The organism is Haloplanus litoreus (assembly GCF_045690335.1).
Taxonomy (GTDB): domain Archaea; phylum Halobacteriota; class Halobacteria; order Halobacteriales; family Haloferacaceae; genus Haloplanus; species Haloplanus litoreus.
Genome location: NZ_CP147874.1, coordinates 2,679,034 through 2,704,630, shown reverse-complemented (window position 1 = coordinate 2,704,630; position 25,597 = coordinate 2,679,034). Strand labels below are relative to the sequence as shown.

The window sequence follows — 25,597 nt, the reverse complement described above, 5'->3', positions numbered from 1 at the left end:
ACGGGCCGCCGACCGAAACCGTTAGCCGCCCGGGCGGTCAGGAGGCGCCATGCACGGCTGGATCGGCGAGACGTTCACGAGCGACACCGGGTGGTCGCATTTGGAGCGACTGGTCGATATCGGCGACCGGATGGCCGGGAGTCCGGGCGAGCGCGAGGCGCTGGACGCGACGCGTGAGGCCCTCTCCGACGTCGGCGCCCGGAACGCCCACGTCGAGACGTTCGGCGTACAGGGATGGGCTCGCGGGTCGAGCACGGTCGAAACGGCGGACCGCGACGCGGTGTCTATCGCCCTCCCACGAAGTCCCGCCGGGAGCGTCCGCGGCCGCCTCGTCGACTGCGGCGACGGCCTCCCCACGGACTTCGACCGTGACCTCACGGATGCGGTGGTCGTCGTCTCCTCGACGGTCCCGGACCACTACGACCGCTTCATCCACCGCCGGGAGAAGTACTATCGCGCCGTCGACGCCGGTGCCGCCGCGTTCGTCTTCCGCAACCACACCCCGGGCTGTCTGGCCCCAACCGGGAGCGTCGGCACCGAAGACGCACCGCTCGGTCCCATCCCCGCCGTCGGCGTCAGCCGGGAAGTCGGCTCGCGCCTCTGTCGCCGCCACGAGGGCGAGGACGTCACCGTCCGCGTCGACTGCGAGACGCCGTCCGCGGAGAGCGGCGTCGTCCGCGCCGACATCGGCCCCGAGACCGACCGTGCCGTCTACCTCACCAGCCACGTCGACGCCCACGACATCGCCGAGGGTGCCGTCGACAACGCCGCGGGGACGGCCACCGTCCTCGAAGTTGCGCGCGCCCTCCTCGCTCGCGACGCCGACCTCTCCCGTCGCGTCCGGATCGTCTGTTTCGGTGCCGAGGAGGTCGGTCTCCGCGGATCGAAACGCGAGGCCGGACTGATCGACCCCGACGCCGTGCAGGCCCTCGTCAACTGCGACGGCGTCTGTCGCGGCCGCACCTTGCAGTGGTACACCCACGGCTTCGACGAACTCGGCGCGGCAGTCGAGGGCGTCGCCGACCGGTTCGGCCATCCCGTCTCGGTCCGTCCGACCCAGCATCCCCACAGCGACCACTGGCCGTTCGTCGCGCGGGGTGTTCCCGGGCTCTTGGTATCGAGCGACGGCGACGACCGGGGGCGTGGCTGGGGTCACACCAGCGCGGACACGCTCGACAAACTCGAACGCCGGACGCTACGCGAGGGGGCGATCCTCGTGACCGAAGTCGTCGCCGCCCTCGCGGACGCGGACCGGATCGACCGCCGGGATCCCGACGCCATCGCTGCGGCTCTCGAACGCGAGGATCTGGCTGCGGGCATGCGAGCGACCGGCGACTGGCCGTTCTGAGAGGGGTGTCGTCCGCCGCGACGGCGTCTCCCCGGACCACGGCGTCGAACGCCACGGGAGCGACGGCACTCGTTACCGATCGAGGGGGCTTTTTATCGCCGTAGGTCGACGTACCCCGCATGGAGCGGACGCGACGTCGTGAACGGCAGGTTCTAGGGCGCTCGGGTGGGAGGTGGCGGTGAACGTCGCCGTCCGGGGCGGCGACGACGCCGTCGCCGCCGCCGTCGGCGTCTCGGGCGCCTCGCTCGTGCCCGAGGACGGGGAGCGAGCGGTCGACGCCGTCGTCGCCGTCGGTGACGATGCCATTCGATCGACCGTCGCCGACTCGCCCGACGCGCCCGTCCTCCCGGTGACGGCCGACGGCGGACGACACCTCGTCGCGCGGGATACCCTCGACGGCGCTCTGGCGACGCTGGTCGCGGGCGACGGCACACGGTGGTCTCATCCCGTCGTCGGTGTCCACCGCGACGGGAGCGTCGTCGCCCGCGCAGTCAAGGACGTGGCGCTCGTCACCGCCGCCCCCGCGAGCATCTCCGAGTACGCCCTCAGGGCCGGTGCCACGCGGCTGGGGTCCGTCCGGGCCGACGGCATCGTCGTCGCGACACCCATGGGGAGTGACGGCTACGCCGCCGCGGCGGGCGGGCCCGTCCTCGAGGCGGGTGCCGGGCTGAGCGTCGTCCCGGTCGCACCGTTCTCGACGTCCCCCGACGTGCGCGTGGTCGACCCGGAGGCGGGTCTCGGCCTCTCCGTGGAGCGGGAGGGCGAAGTCGCGCTTTTCGTCGACGGGATTCGATACGGCTCCGCAGACGTCGGGACCGACGTTCGGATCGAACGTGCCGGGGTGCTCGACGTGGTGACTCCCGACACCGGATAGGAACGGAAAACTTCTAATGAATCAGCGCTTCAGTTCGAAGCATGCAACCGCTACAGTTCGTCGTCCCGGTCGGCGCCCTCGACGCGCTCGAACCGTACATCGCGCACGTGGTGCTGGCGCTGGTTGTGGTGAACATGCTCACGCGGATCCGAGCACACTCCGTCCATGCCGGACAGGTCGAGGACGGCGCCGATGAACTGAGTCGGTACACGCCGCACTCGCTGTCGACCATCGCGCTGGTTCTCGCCTCGTTCGTCTTCCTGCTCGTCGAGCCACACGGCGGCATGGTCATGTCGGTCCTCGTCGTCGGTCTGTTCCTGACGGACTTCTTCGAATTCGAGTCCCGGCAGGTCGAGGCCCGAAACGACATGACGTTCGAACGACCCAAGGGCGCCGTCGCGGCGTCGCTTCTCGCCCTGCTGTACGCGGGCTACCAGAGCCTGTTCATCTTCGTCCAGCCCGTCTGGAACGCCATCGTCTGAGGCGGCCGGCGGGATTTTTTCACCGTACGTCCCGAGCGACGCGTCGCGGCCGTTACCCTGTCCGAGACGAGACGTCTACCGGCGGCTGCACAGGTCGATACGCGGGAAGGAGGGCGGCGTCAGGCGTTACGACGGTCTTCGATGGCCTTTCGTGTCTGCCTGGCGGCCGGGAGAAGCACCCAGAACGCCAGTGGGCCGAGGAGTGCGAACCAGAGGAGCGTGTCCATCAGTCCGATTGCCAGCAGGTTGAACAGGTCCGCGTTCGCCGGGTTCGGCGACACCGGACTCACGAGCTGTCGGGTGCTCTCGAAACTCGGCGTGCGATACCAGCCCGCGAGCACGACCCAGCCGAGACCGGCGCCGGTGAAGATGCCGAGTCCCTTGATGAATTCGTCAGCCATTACTCGAAGATTCGTCGGCGTCCTCTTGAGGGTTTCCCATTCCGCGAGCGCGAAACCGCGTCCCGAGGACGTACACGCCGGCCCCGACGCCGATGGACACGAGGCCGGCGACGGCGAGTACCGCGCTCAGTAGCGCCGACGGTGGGGCGATTCCCACGGCTTTCAGCAGGCCGATCACGAGGCGGCGCAGGAGACTGAGCCTGATCGTCGCGGCGTCGAGCAACACGAAGCCGACGACGACGCCGACGACGGCGATGAGCGTCGAGAAGACGGTGATAGTCTTGTACAGGCGCATCGGGACGACCACGTCCCGACGACCGTCGCGTTCGGCGTCGCCACGGTCGGCTCGTTGGGCGTCGGAATCACGGCTCACGTCGTCGGGGCCGTCCGAAGGAGCGGTCATCGACCGTCGGTCACTTCGGCGGACGGAGCCGGTAGTACCGACGGTTGAGGTCGTACATGTACCCCTCGCGCATCGTCTTGAGGACGGCGTAGGTGACCGCCGTCGCCACGATGGGCAGAAGGAACGTCAGGTCGAAGAGCAGGTCGACGTTCATCGGCATCAGGTTCTTGACCGCCAGCAGGCTGATGGTCAACGCGAAGACCACGCCGCCGACGCCGACGGCCGACCAGAACGGCTGTTCGACCGGGCGTCGGGCCGATCCCTTGTTCAGGAAGGGAACGATGGCGATGACGCCCACGACGACGACGTTCGCCAGCACGCCGTAGGTGCGGTCCGCGGTGATCTTCTGTCCGCCGAGGATGGCGAGGTCGGGGTTCAGGGGACCGAGCTTCAGGAGCCCGAACGACCAGTAGAGATACCAGTCGGGCAGGATGATCGCCGGCGTCGAACTCGGGTTCGCCGGCGCGCCGATGTGTGGCGGCATCGTCGCCGAGAGGAAGAATATCATCCCGGTGAAGAAGGCCACGATGGAGAGGTTCCGCACCGTCTCGTGGGGCCACGTCGGGAACGCGAGCACGTCGCGCTCGACGTAGTCGGACTCGGTACGCAGGTCCTGGTCCTCGCGTCGTGCCCGCTCGAAGTACTCGTAGGTGAGCCGCGAGAGGCCCGTCGTCCGTTCCTTGCGCTCGCGCCACGTGGGCGTCTCGTCGTCCGGGGCGACGATTCCCGGGTTGCCGCCGTCGGTACGAGCCTCCTCGCTGCCGTCGGTGTTGGTGTCGTTTTCGCTCATGATTAGTGGGGTTCCGCGATGCCCTGCACCCAGACGATGCCGATGTGGATGGCGATCAGCGTCGTCACGACGAAGGGGAGCAGGAACACGTGGAGGATGTACATCCGCTGGAGTGTCGCCTGACTGAGGGTGAACCCGCCGAACAGGAGTTGGGCGATCCACTCACCCGCCAGCGGAATCGAGAGCGACATCTCGACGCCGATCTGTCCGGCCCAGAAGGCGAGTTGGTCCCACGGAAGCAGGTAACCCGTGTACCCGAACACCATCGTCAGGCTGATGAGGACGATACCCAGCAGCCAGTTGAGTTCGCGCGGTTCCTTGTACGCGCCCGTGAAGTACACACGGAGCATGTGGAGGAACACGGCTGCGACCATCACCTGTGCGGACCACCGGTGGATGGAGCGCAGCATGAACCCGAACTGGAGGTCGGTCATGATGAACGTGATCGAGTTGTACGCGGTACTCGGGTCGCCGGCCTGTGCCGGGGCGTAATAAAAGCCCAGCAAGGCGCCGCTGACGGCCGCGACGATGTACGCCAGCGTGGAGAACGATCCCAGCGCGTACAGGGGGTACCAGTACCAGAATTTGTTGTCCAGATCGTACTGTTCCGTGTGGCTCTTGGGCATCTGGAGGTTGACCTTATAATACAGGTCCTCCAGCAGCTCCAGGTAGTCGACGATCCGGAGCCGCTTGTCCATCCAGATGAGCGCCGTCAGGAAGGTGGCTTCGACGGGCGTCAGATCCTTCCGCTTCATCCACCCCTTGTGGTCCATCTCGTCTTTCTTTTCTAGGCTCATGCTTATCGCTTGTAGTACGGGTACACTGCGCGTTTGACGGTGTCCCACGCCCCGTCGCCGATCGTCTCACCGTCGACGTCTTCCTCACGGATGTAGAGGTCCTCCCACTTGCGGCGTCGCTTCTTGACGATGACGACGTCCGGGAGGAACTCCTTGCGATACAGCGCGAGGATGAACGCCAGGTCCACGAAGATGACGGCCAGGATGGCCCCGAGGAACATGTTGCCCGTCTCGGTCAGGCCCCAGCCGCTCACGAGGCCGTAGGCGAACATGAACACGAACACCACCTCGATGACCGTCAGGAGGACGATGGCGATGGCCGCGGCTGTGCTCTCGCGCGCCGGTTCGTATCGGTGAATGTCGCCGTAAGTGCTTCCACTCGAGGACATCTACTCTCCCCTCCCAGTGCCGGTGTTCGGTGATTCGCCGTACTTCAGGACGTAGAAGGTGAACACGAGCGAGACGATGATACCGAGAATCGTCGCGCCGCCCACCCAGTGTGCCTGAATCGGGACGCCGAGCGTGTGGAGGTCGACTTCGCCGCCACCACCGCCGCCACCACCGCCGCCACCGCCGCCGGAGTCCGGCATCGAGCCGACGACGAGGACACCTTTCATGCCGAGGGCGCGGTGTGGTTGGCAGAAGTACTTGATCGTGCCTTCGGAGTCGAAGGTCTGTTCGAACGTGAACCCGGCGTCGGCGGTGAGTTCACTCTCGAACTCGCCGCCTTCCTCGGCGACGACGTTGTGCTGGCCGCCCTCGCCGTTCCACTCCCAGACGACGGTGGTCCCGGGATCGATCTGGACCGCCGGGGGACCGAACGCGAAGGCGCCGCCGTTGCCCTGGGCACCGACCGTGATCGTCACCTCGTCCTGTCCGGTCGCGTCGGCCACCTCGCTGTAGTTGCCTACGTCGCTCATCCACCCGTCGAACGACGCCTGCGCTGCGGCCGGCGTCGCCGTGGCGGCGGCCGTTCCGACGGCGGTGGACCCACCGGCCACTCTCAGGAAGTCCCGCCTCTTCATACGGTCGAATCTGAGGATGGAACGCGCTTAAACCCACCGACTCCCCACCGTCCGCGTCAGTCGGAATCGGCGCGCGATTCGTCAGTCTCCGCCTCCGGCGTCCCCGTCGACGCTCCCTCTTCCAGCGGCGGGAGGAAGTCCGGTCGGTCGCCATCCTCGACGCCGACGGCACGCAGGCGGTCACGGAACTCCTCGGCCCGGAACCGGTCCGAGAGTCGCGCGTTGGCAACGACGGCAAAGAGGAAGACTCCGAGTCCGACGAACAGCAGCCCCATCACGGGCGGGACGAGGTTGACGTACCCGCCCGGCGTCGGGATGGTGTCGGTCAACAGCCAGACGCCGATCAGTCCGAAGCCGGTCAGCAACTGCGCGAACGCGACCACCTGCAGGAGGTTGTTCCCCAGTTGACCCGTCCCCTCCGGTACGTCGCTGGGCGCCGGCAGTGACACGTCCTCCGGCGCGTCGGGCACCTCGTAGGTGTCCATCGAACAGAGCGCCACGGTGGGTTTCACGTCGCGAACCACCGTCCCGCGCCCCTCGACGCTCCCGTCCGCCCCGACGATGGCGTAACCCTCGTCGGAGTAGGCGATCAGTTTCTCCTCGCCGTCCTCCTCGTAGCGTTCGAGGACGGCGAACACCTCGCGGGTGGCGATCCGGTTCTTGAGATCCGTCTCCACCCGGTCGAGCAGGTCGGTACCCACGATCCAGCTGTCCGGATCGAACGCCGCGTCCCACTCCTCGGCGCTCATCTGCGCCATGTCGCTCGGACCGAAGTTCTCGAAGTCGTACTTCTCCTCGACTTCGCGGCGGAGGGCCTCGACGTCGGCGTCCGTCTCGGACGGGGCCGGCGCGTCGTCGGACCCGTCGGTCGACGACGGTGACGGTTCAGCCATCGGCGTGAGTTGGACCCACAGCGGCATACGCTTTCCGACCTCGCCCCCGAGTCGGGTGCGTTTTAACCACCGCATCCTAAGCCTCGCCGATGGTAGGCGACGCGACGGTGGCGACGCTTGCGGGTCTCGCGGTGACCGCGAGCTTTCCGTTCTATCTCTACGGTGCGTGGATCGTCATCGACACCGACACCGTAACCTGGCCGGTGTTGACGAGACACTTGAAGTACATCCTCGTCGGCCTGGTGTTGACCACGGTGCCCGTCGTCGGGTGGATGGTGCCGCGACTGCCGGACCAGTTCGGCGGCCTCGCGGTCCTGCACGCGGTGCTCGGCCTCCAGGCCTACGCGATGCTCACGTTCGCGCTGACGGGCATCGTCCGCATCTTCCAGGCGAAGTACGAAGCCGACCTCTACCGCGACCCCGACCCCGACGTGGATCTGAACGACCTCCACGAGAACATGAGCGCGTGGCGCGGCCGCCTGCGACTCGGCGTCTTCGGCTACGTGATCTTCTGGCTCGGTGCCTACCTCGTCGGCGTCGTCCGTTACGTCCAGTTACACCTCCTCTAAGTCCACGCCTCGCCGCTCGCGAGGTCGACCGCCGAATCGCGTTTCGAAGACGGACAGATGTCCTCCAGTACGCACTCCCCGCAGTCCGGATTCCGGGCGTCGCACACTGCCCGCCCGTGACTGATGAGCAGGTGGGTGAGCTGTTGCCAGTCGGACTCCGGAACCACGTCCATCAAGTCCGCCTCGATTCGTTCCGGCGTCTCCTCGGTCGTCAGGCCGAGTCGGCGCGAGAGTCGCTGGACGTGCGTGTCGACGACGATACCCTCGACCACGTCGTGGCCGTGCTGGAGGACGACGTTCGCCGTCTTTCGTCCGACGCCGGAGAGGTCGGTGAGTTCCGTCATGGTGTCGGGGACCTCGCCGTCGTGTTCCGCGACGAGCGTCTCGCCCATGGACTTCAGGTACCCTGCCTTGTTGTTGTGGAACGTGATGCCGTAGATATCGTCGGCGAGTTCCTCCTCGTCGGCCGCGGCGTAGTCCGCGGCGGACGTGTACTTCTCGAAGAGGTCGGCCGTGACCTCGTTGACCCGTTCGTCGGTACACTGCGCCGAGAGGACGACGGCGACGAGGAGTTCCAGCCGGTTCGTGTAGTTCAGTGAGATGGCCGCGTCGGGATACTCGTCGTACAGCCGATCCAGCACCTCGGCGACCTGTGCGTCGCGTGACTCCAGTGGCGTACCCATGCCTCGCGGTCGGCACCCGGTCCCGTTGAGTCTGTCGGCTCCCGCCGTCGCTGTCCTTCTCACGCCTGATTCCCGGGCCGCACATTATTTACCGGGGGCCTGCTTTGACGCGCCCATGGAGTGGACGCGTCGGGCACTGCTGGTCGGGGCGGCCGTCGGATTCTCTGGCTGTCTGTCCGCCGGTGACTCGAACGTGGAGTACCCCGAGACGACGACGGCGACGGCCGCGGACGAACCCCTCGTCGAGGCCGAGGGGACCGAACCGGCCGTCGACGAGGAGCCGACGCCACAGCAGACGGAGCCGGCGGTGCCGAACCGGGAGTTGGCGACCGAAGTCGAACGTGTCTACGGCGGCATCGAGTGGTTCGCGACCGACTACGACGAATCCATCGCGACCTACCAGCGGGTCCTCGGCAACGCGATGGCGACCGTTCGGCGTGTCCGAAACGACGCCGAGTTCGACGCGAACAGCCTCGACCTCGTTCGCCGGTCGACCGACCGAGCCGTCGCCACCGCTGCGTCGGAACTCGGCGATCACTTCGGCATCCCAGACCAGATGCGCGGGGAGGTCGACTCGCACGTCGCGACGATCCGCCGGTTCGGCAACCGGGGGGACCTCGACCGCATCGACGAGGAACTCGAACGCCTCTACGCGTACCTCCGCGGCATCCGGAGCGACCTGTTCGTCAGGCGCGTCCTCTCGGACCGACAGATCGACGCCGACCTCTACCGCCACCTCCACGACGACACGCTCGATCCGGAGGACGAAAACGACGATGACGACGAAGCGCCGCCCGGGCTTTTCGAAATCTACCACTCGGCCGAGTACGCCGGGTACGCCTACAGCGGCCCACGATACGTCGAGCGCGATCCGTTCGGCGACGACCAGGACGACGACGAGAACGAGGGGCAGGCGTTGCTCGCACGCCAGCGAACTCACTTCGACACGGTGAGCGAACCGACCGACCGCACCGGCTTCGCCTACGTGGTGAGCTACGGGATTCCGGACGTGGCGAACCAGCCGACCGACCTCGAACCGCTCGACTACCCCCACACCTCGCTGTTCGTACAACGGTACACCGACGTGTCGGCCGCGACGGCGGCGGTCCGGACCCTGTTCGACACCGCGGTCGGACGGGAGGGCGACTTCTCGTTCGGGCGCGACCGGTGGCACCGGGTGTACTACGAGGCAGACGGTGACGTGACCTACGCCTTTCTGATTCAGGCCGGCCCCTTCGTCCTCGTCGCCGCGCCCTCGGAGGTGGCGTGGGAGGAACGCGTCGACTGGACCGAACCGCTGGATCGGCTGTGGCTGTGGAGACCCTGACGTGTCCCGTCACTCGGCCTTGCCCTCGGCGCGGCGACAGGTCGCCCTGATCGTCGGTACGTTCGCCGCGGTCGGTCTCGCCCTCGGCGTCGTCGGCTTCGTCGCCACCGACTGGGCGCGAACGCAGTTCGTCACCGCAGCGACGGGAACCGACCCGGCGACGTTCGGTCCCGTCTTCGTCGCGCTCTCGGTGTTCCAGACCACGATCACGCTGTTTTTCGCCGGCCCCGTCGTCGCTGCGGCCCTCGGCCTCCTCTCGGGGTCGCGCTTCGCCGACGCCGGGACGGCCGGACTCGTCGCCGCCGCCGGCGCTCTCGTCGGCTTCTTCGTGATGGCGGGTGCGGGTCTCGCCGGTCTCTCGCTGGTGTCCGGTCCGGGCACGGGACAGACGTATCCGTTGACCGGTGCGGTCGGACCGCTCCTGTTGTCCGGCGTCGCCACGGCCGTCACGGGTGGCCTCGCCGGGCTCCTCGGCTCGCGGTTCGTTCGCTAAGACCGGCACACATAACTGTCCGCTCCGCGCGGGGTTCGGTATGTACGGCGAGGCCGCCGCACTCGGGGCGGGCACGGTCCTCAACGCCCTCGCGACGGGCGTGGGGTCGGCCTTTGCCATCGATGCGGAGACGACCGCCCGGGTCGAACTCGACGACACCGACACCGTCGACGGCGAGATTGCGGGTGCGCCCGACGGCGACACCCGACTGATCCGTCGGTGTGTCGAACGCGTCGTCGAGCGCTTCGGTGACGGGCAGGGCGGCTCCGTGCGCACCGTGAGCGAGGTGCCCATGGCCGCCGGTCTGAAGAGTTCCAGCGCCGCCGCGAACGCGACGGTGCTGGCGACGCTGTCGGCGCTCGACGTACCCGTCGCCGACTCGTCCGGGCGTGTCGACGACCCCGACGACGACGCCCGGATCGACCGCGAGGGGGCCTGCCGGATCGGCGTCCGGGCCGCCCGCGACGCCGGCGTGACCGTCACCGGCGCGTTCGACGACGCGAGCGCCAGTATGCTCGGCGGCGTGACCGTCACCGACAACGACGCGGACGACTTGCTCCATCACGAGGCCGTCGAGTGGGACGTCCTCGTCTGGACGCCCGCGACGCGTGCCTTCAGCGCCGACGCCGACGTGGCGCGGTGCGCGCAGGTGGCGCCGATGGCCCGACTCGTCGCCGATCTGGCGCTCGACGGGCGCTACGGCGCGGCCATGACGGTCAACGGCCTCGCCTTCTCGGCGGCGCTCGACTTCCCGACCGACCCGGCGGTCGAGGCGATGCCCCACGCCGCGGGCGTCTCGCTCTCGGGGACGGGGCCGAGCATCGTCGCCGTGGGCGAGCGGGACGACCTCGAACAGGTGCGCGACAACTGGAATCAACGCGAGGGAGACACATGGATGACGACGACACGAACGGACGGCGCACGGGTGATCGAATGAACGGCACGACCGAGGAGATGTCGCTCTCCGAACTCCGTGAGGAGATCGAGGAGATCGACCGCGAACTCGTCGAACTCATCGCCCGTCGAACCTACGTCGCGGGCACGGTCGCCGAGGTGAAAGCGGAGCGTGACCTCCCGACGACCGACGAGTCACAGGAGGCCCGCGTGATGGAGCGGGTCGGCGAGAACGCCGAGAACTTCGACGTGGACGCGAACCTCGTCAAGGCGATTTTCCGCCTGCTGATCGAGCTGAACAAAGTTGAGCAGCGAGAGAGCAGGTAGTCGAGTTCGGGCGTTTTAGACCATCTATTGCCTATCTAGCTATTGGATCGTCTTCCGGTTGCTGTTCTCTCAATCCTCGGGTGATGAACGACATTGCAGTTCCACTGCCAAGTGACCCTGACAAACCAGTGGGAGAACTCGTCGTAGATGGTCGATCGATGGCCGACTGCGCCGACCTGCATCACTCGTGTTTTGCCGTCGTACCGCACACTAACCCGGTAACCAATCTGTATCGTTGGCGAGTGCGAGGAGGAACTCCGTCTCGACGTACACCGTCATCGGTCCCCGCCGGCTTCCTCAGCTTCGTCTTTCGCCTCTGCCTCGATGTCCTCTCGGATCTCCTCGACGGCTGAAGCGTGAAGCTCACCTGCCGCTTCGCGGACAGCAGCGAGTGGGTCGTCTGCGACCGGGATCAGCTCGATTTTGTCCTCGTACAGAACGATGTGATACTTCTGGCCGTACTTCTCGCGCACCTCCTTCGGGATGTACAGCCGTCCCTGTGCATCCGTCGCTGATGACAGAGCGTAGATTACGTTACCACAGACACAGAATCTCACCATCGACGTGTGATTGGTGGGTCCAAGAAAATCAGTTCCCTACTGAGTATGGTGAATTTTAGCGAGTTGAACGAAGTAGAACGACGAGAGAGTCGGTAGGCGAAAGAACGGCTGTTACCGGATTTCTAGACGGAGATTAGTGATGGGGGCGTCGACTCTCGACGCCGCGCTCGCGACGTTCGGCGGCGAGCGACTCGATAACTGAGCCCTCGGGCCAAGCGACCTTATCGCGTCGACGTGCGGCTGCCGTGTTCACGAGAACGGGGGCGTGCAGTCCCGTCACGTCCACGGTCTGGGAGGTTGTATCGACCTGAATTCGGTGGAACAGCGGGAGAGTCGCCGAGCGGAGGCGGCTCAGTTCACGCTCTTCGAGAGCTCTGCTCCAGCTTTGAATTTCACGGTATCGGAGGCGTTCGATTCCGTGAAGTGGACAATTGGCAGGCGTCCTTGTTGCGCAACCACCACCGGTACTCCATCGCCAGTGTCCCCCTCTTGCGGCGCCGTTCTCCCCGGCTTCTTTCGAACCACTCTGTCGTTACCTTCCGCTTCTGAAAGCACACCCTCGGCAACTGCAGCCGAAACCGTCCCATCGAACAGTCGCGCCCCTCGTTGGTCTCCGTCTCCCGACAGGCGACGGGCCATCACGTCACCGTACCCATCTCCGTCCAAATCACCCGCTCCAATCCCGATGACTTCTGTCTGACCTCCCACAGCCACGAGTGTAGTGGAATCTTCGTAGAGACTGCCATCGTCGATGACCCATCCGCCCGTGTAGATGTACTGGTCAGTGTGCTTGCAGCGGCGCACGTACAACAGCGCTGAGAACGGCATCGGACAGTCCGGCGGAGCGACCATAATCGGACACACCAGCGTCGACGTGGTCGAACTCTCGCCGCTTTCAGACCCCCACTCGTCGAAGTCTGCGGGTTCGGAAGACGACCCGTCTGCGCTGACCGCAAGAGCAGGAGTTGCCTCTGTGGGTTGAGGCGGGTCGTTCACTGGACGAACAGTAACTCTCCCGTCAACGGCGTGTGATTCGAGATGGATGCCCGTGTCGACAGGTCCGGAGATGGCAGACAGGAACGTTTCCGAGTTGTACAGCGGGCTCCCGTCATCGTCACCGGGATTCATGAGTGAGCCGCGGTGAATCGCGTTTTGACCCCCGACAGCGTCGCCCTCGTAAATCGGGCTGGTGTTGTTCCCTCCACTGGACGCACGCTTGGAATCCCCCCATGCGTAGACTTTCCCGTCAGTGTCGGCCCGACCGGTCACGTACTCGATGACGTGGCGAGGCGAGAGGTACTCGCCGACGATGATGTCGCTGCCGCCTCCGGAGAGGCGTGCATCGGGCACCGTGATAGTGAACTGCTCACTGAGTACGGGCTTACCGGCGAGGTACTCGTAGAGAGCAGCAACGTTTTCGGAACTTGCCCCAGTCAGTTCCTGCAGACGGGGGTTGCCGAGTGGTTCGTCCGGGGCGTCGTTCAACGACGATTCGAGGAGTTCGATATCGCCTTCGACGATTTCTTGTACGGCCTGAACGTTCTCGCTGGCGGTTTCCCATTCGCCGTTATCGACGTGCGCCGACGCCTGTTGGGTCAGTTTTTTGCGTCCATCTGCGTGGTCCCGGACGGTGACGCACACGTCGTCGGAGCAGCGTTCAAGTGTGGCCTGTACCTCCTCGATGGTGTCCATCATCCCGTCGAAAAATTCTTTGATGGGTTTGCCGGTGTCCGGATTCCGGCCGGTTCGAGCACTGCGCTTGCTGATGGATGCTGCTGCCTCCGTCGTCTGGGCGAGAAGTTGTGTCTCTAGTTCGAGCGCGGCTGAACGCACCTCGACCGTGTCGTCGACCCCATCGGCGTCCGAGTCGGAGTCACCCGGGCCACGGATTGTTGCTCGGTTGCTCCGACCGTTGTTGTAACCGACTCGGTTACTTTGAGTCGTGCCATCGTTGTAGTCGAAACAACAGGTGGCTGCGATGGCGGTTGCGGTTACCCACGCTTCGAGTTCGACTTCGTTAGATACTGGTCCGATGTCTGCGGACGCGGTCGGTGTCAGTTTGTATACGGTCGGCTCGTCACCAATCGGTGTTGGACCCGTGTACTCACCGATGCCTGCGAACGGTGCTGCTGGTGACGCCCCCGTATGAGTCGTCGCGCTCGCGACCCTATCGAGGCAGCCACCGAGCGCCCCGACCGCCACAAGGCCGCTCGCAGCGAGCATCTGTCGGCGGGTCGTTCCGGTCGGCGACGTGTCCCGCCTCGAACTGTACTCTTTCGTTGAGTTCATCTTCGAGTGTTAGAGGGGCTCTCACAGTATAAGAATATTTATGAAAATATTCATATACGTTCTGAAGGTCGGGCCCGGTTCGTGCTGTGATTGTGCGACCTCGAAAAGTGTCACCTAACGGTAGTTAGTAGTGTCTCCCCAGTGTGGATTTCAGCTACCTGAACGAGGTGGAACAGCGGGAGAGCCGGTGGGATCACACTCGCGGACGGGTGTCTGTGCCGACGAATCTGAAGAGAGCGCGCCGCGGAGACGTAACGACCCCGTTCAGTACGTCCACAGCCGTTCGATCCGACTCTCGATGTCGGGATGGGTTGCCCGCAGGGCATCGGGGTCTCGTTCGCCGTCGACGTTGATCACGTGGACCTCCCCTCGCTGCCCCGAGTAGACGTCCTGGAAGTCGTAGACGACGCCGACAACCTCCACCTCGGCCGGCACCTCGTCGCTCTCGACGAGGAAGTCGACCTGTCGGTCGACGTTGTACTCGACGAGGCGGTCGATGGCGGCCGCTCGGTCCAGTCCGTCGGGGAGCGCGTCGACGCCCGCCTCCAGTTGGGGTTCCAGCAGGTCGAGACAGCGCTCGATGCCCGGCGGTTCGTCGATCCCGTCGGTCAGGTCGTCGTAGGCCGCGGTCACGGCGCCACAGCCCGTGTGGCCGACGACGACGACTGTTTCGGTCCCCGTGTGCACGATGGGATAGAGTACGTCCCCGGAGACGACGTCGCCCGCGGCCGTCCGGTCGACGACGCGGTTGCCGATGTTGCCGCAGGTGAACAACTGACCGGGCGTGTCGTTTCCCCAGATGTGGTCTTGGAGGACGCGCGAGTCCGAACAACAGACGGTGACGACCGGCGGGTGCTGGGCGTCCTGTACGTCGTCGAACCGGTCCGTGAACGCGGCGGCGTGGTCGAGGTTCCGGTCCAGGAGGTCGACGAACGGTCGGTGCATCGCTCGGTAGTAGCCGTCCGTCGCTCAAAGGTGTTGGTGGTCGGCCCCGTCGACACCCGTCAGCTCCGGTACGTCTCCGCGAGGGCGTCGAGAGCCTCGTGGTGCTGTGTGGTGTGGGGCGCCGTGAGCGGCGAGACGCTGACTCGGCCCTCGACGATGGCCCGGCGGTCGGTCCCCTGCGGGTCGGGGAGCGTCCCCTCGCGCATCCGCGCCCAGACGTTGTCGGTGAGGCTGATCCGGCCGCCGTCACGTTCGGCGCGCATGTCGTAGAGCGTCGACGGTTCGGTGATCTCCAGGGGCGCGAGGTCCGCGCCGGGGTCGTAGATGGGGGCGTTGACGTTCAGGTACTCCGCCTGTTCGAAGACGCCGGCGCCGAGAGCGTGTTCGACGAGGTAGACCGTCGCCTCGGTGGCGTTTCGGTAGTCCCGTATCTCGTCTGCGGCGTGTTCCCACTCGCCGTCGTCACCGGGGACGTACAGCGAGACAGCGATGGCGGGCACGTCGAAGAAGGCGGCCTCGACGGCAGCGCTGACGGTGCCGGAGCGCCCGAGGACGTAGGCGCCGAGGTTGGCGCCGCGGTTACAGCCCGCGACCACCATGTCCACGTCCGGACAGAGTGCCTCCAGACCGACGACGGTGCAGTCGGCGGGCGTGCCGTGGATGGCGTACCCCAGGTCGTGTTCCTCGACTTCGACTTCGCGGGACATCGCACGACCCACGGCGCTCTGGTCACCGCTCGGCGCGACGGCGGTCACCTCTGTGATTTCAGAGAGCGCGTCGTAGAGTGAGCGGAACCCGACGGAGTCGATACCGTCGTCGTTCGTCAGGAGGACGTGTGGCTCGTCCATGCCCGCCCCTCGGGTGGCCGCCGGGTTAGGCGCTCCGGCTCACGACCGCAGCCGTCACCGGCCGTCTCAGGCCACTCTGTCGACGACCGCCTCGCCGTCGACGACGAGGTTGTACGCCCCCTCGTCGTCGTTCCACAGCGCGAGAACGTTCTCGAACTGGAGGACCGTGCCGTACTCCGCCGTTCGGAGGGCACGGTTCAGCGCCGATTCCCGGGTCGACACCGCGTAGTGTTCCAGTCGCTCGCTCCCGTCACCGATCTTGAACAGTGAATTCCCGCCATCAGCGAGGTCCCGACTGAGCTTCACCGCTAGCAGGTCGATCCGTTCCGTGACGTGGCGTTCCATGTCGGCCATCTTGGCGTGTCGCGACGGATCGGCACGGGCGTCGACACGACGCCGACCGTCGCGTCGGAGGAGCGTGTAGGAGAACTTCACCGTCTCGTTGCGGAACGTCCCCGGATCGGCGCCGGCGTCGTCGAGACGGCGTTGGGGTCGCGGCGCTTCGATCCGGGGGCGTTCGTCGAACGACCAGCCGCGGTCCGACGGTGTCGTGCCGGGCCACAGGCGAAGCGTGGGCGCGTAGACGGTCACGTCGCCGTCGTCGGCGACGGCGCGTTCGACCCGTCGAAGCCCGGTGCTGGTTTCGAGGTCCGCCGGCGAGATGGCCAGGAGTGTCCCGTCGTCCGCGAGGGTGTCCAGCCCCCGTTCGACGACGGAGACCGGGTCGTCGAGTTCGCTCAGGACGCTGGCCGCGAGGATCAGATCGTAGGGGGCGTCGTCGAAGTCGAACTCCTCGATCCGTTCCCGGTGGACGGTCGTCCGGACGTTTCGGCGCGTGTCGGCGAGCAGGGAGTCGAGGACGTCCGCCGCGGCGCTCGGTTCGACGGCGTGGTAGTCGACGACGGCGTCGTCGGGGAGGTACTCGAGGAGACCGAGCGCCGGGCCGCCGACGCCCGCGCCGACGTCGAGGACGCGGAGGCGACGGGGGAGGAGCGACCGCTCGACCAGGTCGTCGAGGGGGTAGCCGACGGCGGCGTAGTAGTCGGGCAGGTGGTAGATGGCGTAGCCAAGCGCCACCTCCTCGTCGTACTCGACCGGATTCTGTTCGTAGTAGTCGGCTTTCAGCCGCCGGATCACCTCGCGCAGTCGGTCGCCGGTGTCGCCACGGTGCCAGTTGGCGCCGTAGCGGGCGACGAGCAAGTCCTCGACCCCGTCGACGTAGCTGTCGGGGAGGTGAGTGGGCGTCCAGTCTGCCGGCGGCACCGGGTCCTCGTTCGCGGGTACGAACACGCCGTCTTCGCGTTCGAACAGGCCGAGATCGTAGGCTTCCTCGCGGAGTACCCGGTGGACGGCCGCCGGATGCGGCCGACCGTCAACGTACTCGGCGATTTCGTCGGGGTCGATGGGCCGCACCTGTCGTAGGTATTTGGCGTTCGACCGGACGGCTTCGCGGTCGATCATTCGCCGGCCTCGCGGTAGAGCTCATCGAAGGCGTCGCCCTCGGCGTCCGCCACCCGTCGGGCGGCGTCGGCGACGGCGCCGGCACCGTCGAACGTCTCCTGAATCTCGCGGTACACCCGGGGCGTGCCGCCGGTCACCGTCGCCACGAGGTCGTCCATCGCGGCCGAGACGGGCGTCGCGAACTCCTCGCGGACGTCGGCGGCGGCGAGGGCGTAGGCGAGGACGGCGGTGTGGGCGCCGGCCTGTACAGTCTCCATCGCGGTGTCGTGTTCTTCGACGGTCGTCTCGAAGGTGTGGTTGCCCGCGGCGGCCACGTCGTCGCGGATGGCGTCGGTTACCGGTCCCGGTGCGTCGGCGACGACGGCGACGTTCCCGGGAGCGTTCGACGCGGCGAAGAGGGGGTGCATCGACACCCGCTCGCGATCCGGCAGCGTCTCCCGCATCGCCGCCACCGGCCCGGCCATCACGCCGCTCACGTCGCACATCGCTCGCTCCGCCCGGGGGGCGTACCGCTCGACGGCTGCGTCGACGGCGGAGATGGGGACGGCCAGACAGACGGCGTCGAACGTCTCCGTCGTGTCCGTCGGCACCGCCCGAGCCTCGCTTCCGAGGGCGGCGGCCGCCCGTTCCGCGGCCGCGGTGTCGACGTCGGCGAGCGCGACGGGTCGGTCGACGGTCCGGGCGACCCAGCGGCCCATCTCGCCCGCGCCGACCACCAGCAGATCCATGCGCGTGGCTTCCCCCTCACCGCTCAAAAGGGGTTCGGTGCCGACGGTGGCGCGGGACGGTGGACTAGAGATCGAGTCCGAGGGCGAGGTTGGACACGAGGAGGACCAGCGCCAGTCCCGTCACGGCCACGAGGAGGCCGTAGGCCACGGCCCACCCCGCCACGTCCGAGAGGGCGCCGACGACCACACTCCCCGTCGCGCCGAGGACCATGTACGCGGTGCGGACGAGGCCGAAGGCAGCGCCGCGTTCGTCCGGTTCGAACTTGTCGAAGTAGCGCGACTGGATGGGCGCTCCCCAAGTCATCGCGATGCCGACGAGGCCGATGGCGGGCAGGAGCGCGACCCGTGGGCCGACCACGAGGAGCGCGTAGCCAACGACGCCCGCCGCCATCGTCACGATGGCCGCGCCGTCACGTCCGACGCGATCCGACACCCAGCCGATGGTCGGCGTCCCGACGCCGCTGACGACGAAGTACGCCGAGAACAGGAGGCCGGCGCTCGTCTCGGGCAGGTCGCGGAAGGCGACGAGGAAGGCAGGGAGGAAGGAGGCGGTCGCCTGCCAGGAGAAGGCACCGAGGAAGGCGACGAGGGTCGTGAAGGCGATGGGTGGACGGGTGAGCAGTCCGATCAGCGGACGGATCGCCATCCGGTCGCGCATCGACTCCTCGGGCCGTTCCGGCGGCGTCCGCTCGATTCGCCAGGCGAACGCCACGAAGACGGGGACGGCGACGGCGGCGCCGACGCCGATGGCGGCCCGCCAGCCGAACCGGACGGCCACTGCGGTGGCGACGACGGGGGCGACCAGCCCCGCCACTGGACCACCGCCGACGTGGACGCCGATGGCGCGTCCAATGTCGTCGAACTCCTTCGTGAGCAGCGACGTAGCGACGCTGTAATGGAGGCCCGCACCCGCGCCGAGGACGACGGTCAGCAGCCCGAACACCACGAACGTGGGTGCGAACGCGAGCGACAGACTGGCGGCGGCGGTGATGCCTACCGCCGCGAGAATCACCAATCGTTCGCCGAATCGGTCGCCGAGGATGCCCGACGGAAACTGCGTGAGGGCGTAGGCGGCCCACATTCCCGAGAGCGCGAGTCCGACAGCCCCCGTCGAGACGTCGAAATGTCCCGTCACGTCGGGCACGACCGGACTGATGACCAGTCGTGCCAGCATCGTGGCGGCGAACGCGAGCGTGCAGAGTCCCAGTACCGTGTGACGATACCGCCAGTTCACACCGACAGTGGATCGACCGCGACGAAGTGCCTTGCGGTTACACGACCAGTTCGACCGGGTAGTCGGTCAGGTTCTCGTAGCCGTCCTCGGTGACGACGACGAGGTCCTCGATGCGGACGCCGCCCACGTCGGGGTCGTACAGTCCGGGTTCGATGGTCACGACGTTTCCGGGTTCGAGTTCGTCGCCGTCGGGGGCGATCCGCGGCAGTTCGTGGACGTCCAGACCGACGCCGTGGCCGGTGCTGTGGATGAATCCCGTCTCGGCGCCGGGATTGGTTCGGAGCGTCGGCACGCCGGCCGCCTCGTACACGTCGCAGACGGCACCGTGAACGGCCTCCCCGGTGACCCCGGGTTCGAGGGCGTCGAGTCCGGCCCGGCGTGCTTCGTCGGTCAGATCGAACCACTCCCGGAGCGTCGAGTCGGGTGTACCTTTCAGGAAGGTTCGGGTCATATCCGCGTGGTACCGCGTCCCCTTGTCGCGCGGGAAGATGTCGACGACGATCGGTTCGTCTGCACGGAGCGGTCCCGACCCCCGGTCGTGGGGGTCGGCGGCGTCGGCGCCACAGGCGACGATGGTCTCGTCCAGCGCACACCCCTCGCGAAGCAGCGTCAGTTCGATTTCTCGACGCACGGCCTCGCTCGTCAGCGGGTCGCCGTCGCGGTGGAGTACGCCCTCGACGACCGTCGCCGATTCGATCACCGACTCCGCGGCCGCCATCGCCCGCTCGTTCGCCCGCTGGGCCCGACGGACGTACTCGACCTCCTCGGACGTTTTGACCGCACGAATCCGCGTGACTGCGTCGCCGTCGTCCACGTCTACGGTCACGCCGGCCTCGCGCAGGCCGTCGGCGGTGCCAAGCGGGAAGCGCGCGGGGACGGCCACCGACCCGACCGCTCGTTCGGCGAGAAAGTCGGCGACGACGGCCGCCCGACCAGCGACCTGACCGGCCTCGCTCACCCGTTCGCGGTAGTCGTAGTCGGCGAGTCGGGACACCGTGTCCGCCCGCGCGTCCTTCTTCGCGCGGCCGTACTCCAGCCCGGAGACGAGGAGGTGGACGCCGTCGGGGGTGTAGCAGGTGACGAAGGGGTCCGGCGCGTCGAAGCCCGAGAGGTAGCGCTGGGTCGAGTCGGTGCCGTCGGCGTCGACGAGATAGCCGTCCGCGCCGTCGCCGAGGGTCGCGTCGAGTGCCGAGAGGTCGGGTTGCATACGTGTCCGTCGGAGTCGGGGCGGCAAATACGCTTGGTCGGGTAGTCTCCCGCGACCGTGGCCGTTCAGGACGCGAGGAGCGTCACACCGGAGACGAAGGCCGGAGGCCGTTCGAACGCACCCAGCCGCGGCGACGCGCGACTCGACGGCGCGCCCGCCACACGCGACGGTCGAGACACGGCCACACCAATCCGGATCAGAGCAGCGTCCGCACCGCGTCGACGAGAAAGACCACACCGAACCCGGCGAGAACGAGGGCGCTGCCGCCGGCGACGATGGGGGTGAAGGAGGCGACCCGCCGCTGGGCCGCGCGGAGCGCCGCCGGGAAGCCGGTGATCCAGAGGCCGATGCCGAGGAAGAAGCCGACGATGAGCGCCGGACTCCCCGTCCGGACCACCAACAGACCGGCCAGGTCGGCGCCGACGTAGGGCGTATAGGAGAGCACGTCGAGACGGCCGGGTTCGAGCAACCCGACGCCGATGGTCAGCCAGAAGAGGATCTGGTAGGGGTTGGTGAGCGCGAGCACGAACGCCTTGCGGAACCCGGTGGCCGCTCGGGATGCCGCGCCGTCGGTCGGGACCGACTCCATCCCGTCGGTCACCTCCGAGGCGGCGCCGTAGGAGAAGTAGAGCATGAGGAGGCCGCCGACGCCGACCATCGCCGCGCGAATCGTCGGGAAGCGCTCGACGAAGGTGACGACACCGAGCAGCGAGCAGACGAAGAAGACGGCGTCGGCAGTCATCGCCCCCAGACCGGTTCGCGCGCCGGCGAACCAGCCGTTGTTGACGGACTCCTCGGCGATGACGGCGTTCATCGGACCGGGCGGTGCGGCGAGGGCGAGGCCGAAGACGATACCGGCCGCGAGCGAGGGGAGGGGACTCGGCACGGTTCGACTCTGACCGGCGGCGAGAAAAACGCTACCGCTTCCGGACGCGGCGTCAGAACAACGCCAGGACGGCCGTCGACACCGCCGTGACGACCGTCTCCCAGACGGAGAAGCCGGTGAAGATACTCAACACGGTGTCGCTCGCGAAGAAGGCAAAGAGGGCGGCCGAGAAGTAGTGGGCCTTCCGGAGATCCAGTCGGTGCGAGAACCGGTGGAAGAAGAAGGCGTTGGCGAGGCTCACGGGAATGATGGCGAGCATCTCTCCCGCCCAGATCGCGGGGTGAGCGCCGTACTGGGCCGCCAGACCGATGGTCACCAACTGGGTTTTGTCGCCGAACTCCCCGGCCGCCATCATCGCGAAGATGGGGACGAAGCCGCCGAACACCTCGGGGAGTTCACGACCGAACACCGTCGGCCGGAAGTCGCCCGACAGCGATGCGACGCCGCCGTCGGTCGTCGCCGTCTCGACGGGTTCGGGGTCGCCGCCTTCGGGTGCGGACCGATAGAGCAGGACGGCGAAGAGAAAAAACAGCCCGGCGGTGAACGCGTCCAGCACGACGGGCGGGAGCGCCCGCTGGAGCGCCTCCCCGAACAGGATTTCGAGCGCCGTCCACCCCGCGAAGGCCGTGCCCGCGGCACTCACCACGACCAGCGGGTTGTAGCGGGTCGAGAGCCCCGCGATGATGAACTGGACTTTCTCCCCGGGCAACACGACGAGTTGGGCGACGAAGGCGACGGTGAGGATTTCGAGCCAGCCCGTCACGCACCGGTCACCCCCTCGGCCGGGTCGGCGTTGGCCGGCCGTACCCGGATAGTACGGGCCACCGACTCGGGGAGGCTCTGCTCTTCGTCACCGATCCGGACGGTCACCATGCCGAAGGGCGCCACGTCGACGATCTCCAGCTCCGTCCCCGGACGAATGCCCGCGTCGTCGAGGTAGGCGAGTTCCTCCTCGTCGCGGTCACGCACCCGACCGACGACCACCCGATCACCCGGTTCGTGTTCGCTCAGCGGCGTCGTCTCGTCGCCGCCGAGGGGGTGCAGTTCCGCGCTGGGGATCGGGTCGCCGTGGGGGTCGACCTTCGGATCGCCGAGCGCCTCGGCCACTCGCCGTTCGAACTCCTCCGAGATGTGGTGTTCGAGGGCGTCGGCCTCCTCGTGAACGTCGGTCCACGAGTAGTCGAGATGCTCGGCCAGATACGCCTCGAGCAAGCGATGATGCCGGAGTACCTCCAGCGCCACCGTCTCCCCTTCCGGGGTCAGTTCCACTCCCTTGTACTTCTCGCGCTCCAGTAGGCCCCGGTCAGCGAGTTTCTGGACCATGCTGGTCACCGTCGGCGCCGTCTTGTCCACTTCGCCGGCGATGGCCGAGGTGGACACCGGCGCACCGTCCTCGGACTGGAGCCGATAGATTGCCTTGAGATAGTCCTCCATCGCGTCGCTCAGCATCAGTCTGTCTGCCAGCTTTTAGACGACTCTAATTCATAAAGCTGTCGTGCCAAACTCGGATGTGCGTCGCACCGAATCCACATACGACCCATCGCGAGTCGGTACCGGCCGTCGCCGCCCCCGTCGTCGGCGACGGTCGGAAAACAGTTACACGAGCCGTCTCAGACGCCCTGGCTCATCAGGTGGCTCCGGAGCAGGTCGGCCGTCTTCACACCCGCGTCGGCGTTGACCACGACGACCGTCTCGTCGTCGTCGAAGGCACCCTGCTCCGAGAGCGCCCAGGCTCCCGCCGCGGCGGCACCACCCGTCGCGCCCACCTCCGTCCCGAGACGCTGGGTGAGGGCGACGGCGCTCTCCAGCAGGTCCTCGTCGCTCACGACCACGGCCTCGCCACCGCTCTCGGCGAGGGCGTCGAGGGCGAGCGATCCGCCCGCCGGATTCGGGATCTCGAGTTCGCCGCAGATGGTGTCGGGATACGTCACCGGGTCGACGGCGTCGGCACCCGCATCGTGGGCGTCGACTACCGGCGCACATCCCTCCGCCTGAACGGCGTGGACGCGTGGCATCCGGTCGACCAGGCCGAGTTCGATCAGGTCGCGGAACCCGCGTTCGATACCCACCAGCGTCTCGCCGGTGCCGACGGCGACGACGACGGCGTCCGGAGCCGTCCAGTCGCGCGCGCCGGCCACCTCGTAGGCGAGCGTCCGGTAGCCGTCGTGGCGATAGGGCGTCGTGAACTCCTGGAGCGAGTACCAGTCGGTCACCAGATCCGACTGGAGCGCCTCGAGTGCGTCCGGGTATCGCCCGCCGATCACGCGCATGTCCGCCCCGTGGACGTTCACCATCGCCTTGTTCGGGAAGGGGGCACGCGAGGGGACGTAGGCGTAACAGTCGGTGTCGATCCGTCCGGCGTAGGCCGCCGCCGACTGTCCGGCGTCGCCCGCTGCCGCGAGCGCTAGCAGGTCGGCGTCCCCCTTTTCCGCCATCGTCACCGCCACGGACAGCCCGCGGTCCAGTATCGTCCCCGTGGGGTTTCGCCCCTCGTCCTTGAGGAGTACGGCGTCGACGCCGAGGTCGGTCGCCAGCTCGTCGGCGTCGAGCAACGGTGTCGCCCCCTCGGCCGCGGAGACGGCGTCGCCCGCGGCGACGGGCAGGAGGGCGTCGTAGTCCCACATCGAGTCCGGATCGGCGGGTAGGGCCGTCGGGTCGACGGCGTCGAGGTCGTAGACCGGCGTGACCGGCGCGCCGGCGTCGCTCCGCCCGACGTGGTCCGGGGCGTACCGCTCGCCGGTCGCCGTGCAGTCGAGACCGAGGAGCCGTTCGGCAGTGTCCATGGCGACGGTTGCGACCGGAGGGGCAAATCCCTGTCCATGGATTCTTTATCCTCGCCGGCCGACCGCTCGGTATGGACGATACACCGTCGGTCGCCGTCGCCGGCGCCGGATTGGCGGGGCTGGTCGCCGCCCGACACCTCGCCGACGCCGGTGCGGACGTCACCGTGTTCGAACGCCGCGACGAGGTCGGCGGTCGGGTCCGCACTCGCCGGCGCGACGGCTTCACACTCGACCGTGGATTTCAGGTGCTGTTCACCGCCTATCCGGCCGTCCGCCGGGAACTCGACCTGCGTGCGCTCGACCTGCAGTCGTTCTCGCCAGGCGCCGTGATCTGCCGGCCTGGCGAGCGGTCGGTCCTCGCCGACCCGCTCCGCGACCCCCTCTCGCTCACCGAGACGCTGTTCAACCGGGAGGTAACCACGACGGACAAACTCCGGACGCTCGCCCTCCGTCAGCACGTCGGCAGCCGCGACGAGGTAGCCATCTTCGAGAGCGCGGACGCGCCCATCGACGAGTACCTCCGCGACTGGGGGTTCGCCGAATCCTACCTCGATAACTTCGTCGCCCCCTTCTACGGCGGCATCACCCTCGACCGCTCGCTCGCCACGTCGAAACGGGTCTTCGAGTACACCTTCAAGGCGATGAGCGAGGGGTTGATCGCCCTGCCTGCGGCGGGGATGGCCGCCGTCCCCGCCCAACTCGCCAAGCGCGCCCGCGACGCCGGTGCGACCATCCACCTCGACAGCCCCGTCGCGGCCGTCTCGGGCGACGCCGACGGCGCGACGGTCGAAACCGAGAGCCGCGTCGTCGACGCCGACGCGGCCGTCGTCGCCACCGACCCGCGGACGGCCGGGCGCCTGACGGGTGTGGCCGCCATCCCCACCGCTGCCCGGCCGTCCGTCACCGCGTACTGTTCCCTGCCGGACGGGCCGTCGCTGGACGACGCCCGAAAGATCCACCTGAACGCGGCCGACGACCGGCCGAACGCCATCGTACCGCTCTCCGCCGTCGCGTCGAGCTACGCGCCGGACGACCGGCGACTGCTCTGTGCCACGTTCCTCGGGGACGCCGCGCTCGATACCCCCGACGGAGACCTGGTCGACGCGACCCGCGACGCCCTCGCGGCGTGGTATCCCGAACGCCAGTTCGCCGGCCTCGAACACGTCCACACCGACCGGATCGAGTTCGCGCAGTTCGCCCAACCGCCCGGCATCCACGACGACCTACCGGACACCCGCGACCCGAACGGCACGGTGTATCTCGCCGGCGACTACACGGCGTGGTCCGCCATCCAGGGGGCGATGCGCAGCGGTCGGGAGGCCGCCGACGCGGTGCTCGCGGATCTGTAAC

Annotated in this window: 29 protein-coding genes; 9 read left to right on the top strand and 20 right to left on the bottom strand. The window is 67.6% G+C overall.

The window, feature by feature from the left end:
- Positions 1 to 49: 49 nt before the first annotated feature.
- From V8686_RS14475 to V8686_RS14465, 3 genes are all read left to right on the top strand, one after another.
- Positions 50 to 1,348, top strand: coding sequence for a M20/M25/M40 family metallo-hydrolase (locus V8686_RS14475; RefSeq protein WP_379705338.1), 1,299 nt, complete (start codon positions 50 to 52; stop codon positions 1,346 to 1,348).
- 178 nt (positions 1,349 to 1,526) lie between these two features.
- Positions 1,527 to 2,222 carry an NAD(+)/NADH kinase gene (locus V8686_RS14470; RefSeq protein WP_379705335.1) on the top strand — a complete coding sequence of 232 codons (696 nt, stop codon included), beginning with the start codon at positions 1,527 to 1,529 and terminating at the stop codon, positions 2,220 to 2,222.
- A 41-nt stretch (positions 2,223 to 2,263) separates the two neighbouring features.
- The gene (locus V8686_RS14465) at positions 2,264 to 2,704 is read left to right on the top strand and encodes a DUF7313 family protein (RefSeq protein WP_379705332.1); all 441 of its coding nucleotides are present in this window, start codon (positions 2,264 to 2,266) and stop codon (positions 2,702 to 2,704) included.
- 119 nt (positions 2,705 to 2,823) lie between these two features.
- On the opposite strand, the gene V8686_RS14460 is transcribed toward V8686_RS14465, so the two are convergent.
- The 7 genes from V8686_RS14460 to V8686_RS14430 are packed head-to-tail and all read right to left on the bottom strand — an operon-like array spanning position 2,824 to position 7,013.
- Positions 2,824 to 3,105, bottom strand: a complete 282-nt coding sequence (locus tag V8686_RS14460; protein WP_379705329.1) for a DUF7314 family protein — start codon at positions 3,103 to 3,105, stop codon at positions 2,824 to 2,826.
- A complete protein-coding gene (locus V8686_RS14455) occupies positions 3,098 to 3,508 on the bottom strand; it encodes a DUF7315 family membrane protein (protein WP_379705326.1) in 411 nt (136 codons plus the stop codon). Before V8686_RS14455 ends, V8686_RS14460 begins: the two co-directional genes overlap by 8 nt.
- Before the next feature lie 10 nt (positions 3,509 to 3,518).
- Complete coding sequence (locus V8686_RS14450) at positions 3,519 to 4,298, bottom strand: cytochrome b family protein (protein WP_379705323.1); 780 nt, start codon at positions 4,296 to 4,298, stop codon at positions 3,519 to 3,521.
- A gap of 2 nt (positions 4,299 to 4,300) precedes the next feature.
- Complete coding sequence (locus V8686_RS14445; protein WP_379705320.1) at positions 4,301 to 5,095, bottom strand: cytochrome b; 795 nt, start codon at positions 5,093 to 5,095, stop codon at positions 4,301 to 4,303.
- 2 nt (positions 5,096 to 5,097) lie between these two features.
- A complete protein-coding gene (locus tag V8686_RS14440) occupies positions 5,098 to 5,484 on the bottom strand; it encodes a DUF7318 family protein (RefSeq protein ID WP_379705317.1) in 387 nt (128 codons plus the stop codon).
- Positions 5,485 to 6,120 (bottom strand): halocyanin domain-containing protein, encoded by a 636-nt coding sequence (locus tag V8686_RS14435; RefSeq protein ID WP_379705314.1) that lies wholly within the window; start codon positions 6,118 to 6,120, stop codon positions 5,485 to 5,487.
- A gap of 56 nt (positions 6,121 to 6,176) precedes the next feature.
- Positions 6,177 to 7,013, bottom strand: a complete 837-nt coding sequence (locus V8686_RS14430; protein WP_379705311.1) for a DUF7319 domain-containing protein — start codon at positions 7,011 to 7,013, stop codon at positions 6,177 to 6,179.
- Positions 7,014 to 7,102: 89 nt separating this feature from the next.
- Here V8686_RS14430 and V8686_RS14425 point away from each other — a divergent pair, with 89 nt between their 5' ends.
- Positions 7,103 to 7,582, top strand: coding sequence for a DUF7321 family protein (locus V8686_RS14425; protein ID WP_379705309.1), 480 nt, complete (start codon positions 7,103 to 7,105; stop codon positions 7,580 to 7,582).
- Here the strand turns inward: V8686_RS14425 and nth are convergent.
- Positions 7,579 to 8,265, bottom strand: coding sequence for an endonuclease III (gene nth, locus V8686_RS14420; protein ID WP_379705306.1), 687 nt, complete (start codon positions 8,263 to 8,265; stop codon positions 7,579 to 7,581). The genes V8686_RS14425 and nth overlap by 4 nt on opposite strands.
- 115 nt (positions 8,266 to 8,380) lie before the next feature.
- Here nth and V8686_RS14415 point away from each other — a divergent pair, with 115 nt between their 5' ends.
- Genes V8686_RS14415 through V8686_RS14400 form a run of 4 tightly spaced genes read left to right on the top strand, consistent with a single transcriptional unit; the run spans position 8,381 to position 11,306 of the window.
- Positions 8,381 to 9,592: a hypothetical protein gene (locus tag V8686_RS14415; RefSeq protein WP_379705304.1), complete on the top strand. Its 1,212-nt coding sequence runs from the start codon at positions 8,381 to 8,383 to the stop codon at positions 9,590 to 9,592.
- A gap of 1 nt (position 9,593) precedes the next feature.
- On the top strand, positions 9,594 to 10,085 hold the full coding sequence (locus V8686_RS14410) for a hypothetical protein (protein ID WP_379705302.1): 492 nt from the start codon (positions 9,594 to 9,596) through the stop codon (positions 10,083 to 10,085).
- A 40-nt stretch (positions 10,086 to 10,125) separates the two neighbouring features.
- The gene (locus tag V8686_RS14405) at positions 10,126 to 11,022 is read left to right on the top strand and encodes a shikimate kinase (RefSeq protein WP_379705300.1); all 897 of its coding nucleotides are present in this window, start codon (positions 10,126 to 10,128) and stop codon (positions 11,020 to 11,022) included.
- Entirely contained in the window at positions 10,977 to 11,306 is a 330-nt protein-coding gene (locus V8686_RS14400; protein WP_379705297.1) for a chorismate mutase, read from the top strand. The genes V8686_RS14405 and V8686_RS14400 overlap by 46 nt, the downstream gene beginning before the upstream one ends.
- 275 nt (positions 11,307 to 11,581) lie before the next feature.
- Here the strand turns inward: V8686_RS14400 and V8686_RS14395 are convergent, their stop codons facing one another.
- The 12 genes from V8686_RS14395 to V8686_RS14340 all read right to left on the bottom strand — a co-directional run bounded on the left by V8686_RS14395 (position 11,582) and on the right by V8686_RS14340 (position 24,247).
- Positions 11,582 to 11,827 (bottom strand): AbrB/MazE/SpoVT family DNA-binding domain-containing protein, encoded by a 246-nt coding sequence (locus V8686_RS14395; protein WP_379706625.1) that lies wholly within the window; start codon positions 11,825 to 11,827, stop codon positions 11,582 to 11,584.
- A 390-nt stretch (positions 11,828 to 12,217) separates the two neighbouring features.
- The gene (locus V8686_RS14390; RefSeq protein WP_379705294.1) at positions 12,218 to 14,155 is read right to left on the bottom strand and encodes an HU family DNA-binding protein; all 1,938 of its coding nucleotides are present in this window, start codon (positions 14,153 to 14,155) and stop codon (positions 12,218 to 12,220) included.
- A 264-nt stretch (positions 14,156 to 14,419) separates the two neighbouring features.
- Positions 14,420 to 15,100, bottom strand: a complete 681-nt coding sequence (locus tag V8686_RS14385; RefSeq protein ID WP_379705291.1) for a carbonic anhydrase — start codon at positions 15,098 to 15,100, stop codon at positions 14,420 to 14,422.
- A 59-nt stretch (positions 15,101 to 15,159) separates the two neighbouring features.
- Positions 15,160 to 15,948 (bottom strand): 5'/3'-nucleotidase SurE, encoded by a 789-nt coding sequence (gene surE / locus V8686_RS14380; protein WP_379705288.1) that lies wholly within the window; start codon positions 15,946 to 15,948, stop codon positions 15,160 to 15,162.
- A 66-nt stretch (positions 15,949 to 16,014) separates the two neighbouring features.
- On the bottom strand, positions 16,015 to 17,409 hold the full coding sequence (locus V8686_RS14375; protein ID WP_379705285.1) for a small ribosomal subunit Rsm22 family protein: 1,395 nt from the start codon (positions 17,407 to 17,409) through the stop codon (positions 16,015 to 16,017).
- A complete protein-coding gene (locus V8686_RS14370) occupies positions 17,406 to 18,137 on the bottom strand; it encodes a prephenate dehydrogenase/arogenate dehydrogenase family protein (RefSeq protein ID WP_379705282.1) in 732 nt (243 codons plus the stop codon). The genes V8686_RS14375 and V8686_RS14370 overlap by 4 nt, the downstream gene beginning before the upstream one ends.
- Before the next feature lie 64 nt (positions 18,138 to 18,201).
- Entirely contained in the window at positions 18,202 to 19,371 is a 1,170-nt protein-coding gene (locus V8686_RS14365; protein ID WP_379705279.1) for an MFS transporter, read from the bottom strand.
- 37 nt (positions 19,372 to 19,408) lie between these two features.
- Entirely contained in the window at positions 19,409 to 20,578 is a 1,170-nt protein-coding gene (locus V8686_RS14360; protein WP_379705276.1) for a M24 family metallopeptidase, read from the bottom strand.
- Positions 20,579 to 20,774: 196 nt separating this feature from the next.
- A complete protein-coding gene (locus tag V8686_RS14355; RefSeq protein ID WP_379705273.1) occupies positions 20,775 to 21,464 on the bottom strand; it encodes a LysE family translocator in 690 nt (229 codons plus the stop codon).
- A gap of 52 nt (positions 21,465 to 21,516) precedes the next feature.
- Positions 21,517 to 22,227 carry a TMEM165/GDT1 family protein gene (locus V8686_RS14350; RefSeq protein ID WP_379705270.1) on the bottom strand — a complete coding sequence of 237 codons (711 nt, stop codon included), beginning with the start codon at positions 22,225 to 22,227 and terminating at the stop codon, positions 21,517 to 21,519.
- On the bottom strand, positions 22,224 to 22,913 hold the full coding sequence (locus V8686_RS14345; RefSeq protein ID WP_379705267.1) for a metal-dependent transcriptional regulator: 690 nt from the start codon (positions 22,911 to 22,913) through the stop codon (positions 22,224 to 22,226). Before V8686_RS14345 ends, V8686_RS14350 begins: the two co-directional genes overlap by 4 nt.
- A 161-nt stretch (positions 22,914 to 23,074) precedes the next feature.
- Positions 23,075 to 24,247 (bottom strand): pyridoxal-phosphate dependent enzyme, encoded by a 1,173-nt coding sequence (locus tag V8686_RS14340; RefSeq protein ID WP_379705264.1) that lies wholly within the window; start codon positions 24,245 to 24,247, stop codon positions 23,075 to 23,077.
- Positions 24,248 to 24,318: 71 nt separating this feature from the next.
- On the opposite strand from V8686_RS14340, the gene V8686_RS14335 reads away from it, so the two are divergent.
- Positions 24,319 to 25,596, top strand: coding sequence for an NAD(P)/FAD-dependent oxidoreductase (locus V8686_RS14335; protein WP_379705261.1), 1,278 nt, complete (start codon positions 24,319 to 24,321; stop codon positions 25,594 to 25,596).
- Position 25,597 lies beyond the last annotated feature (1 nt).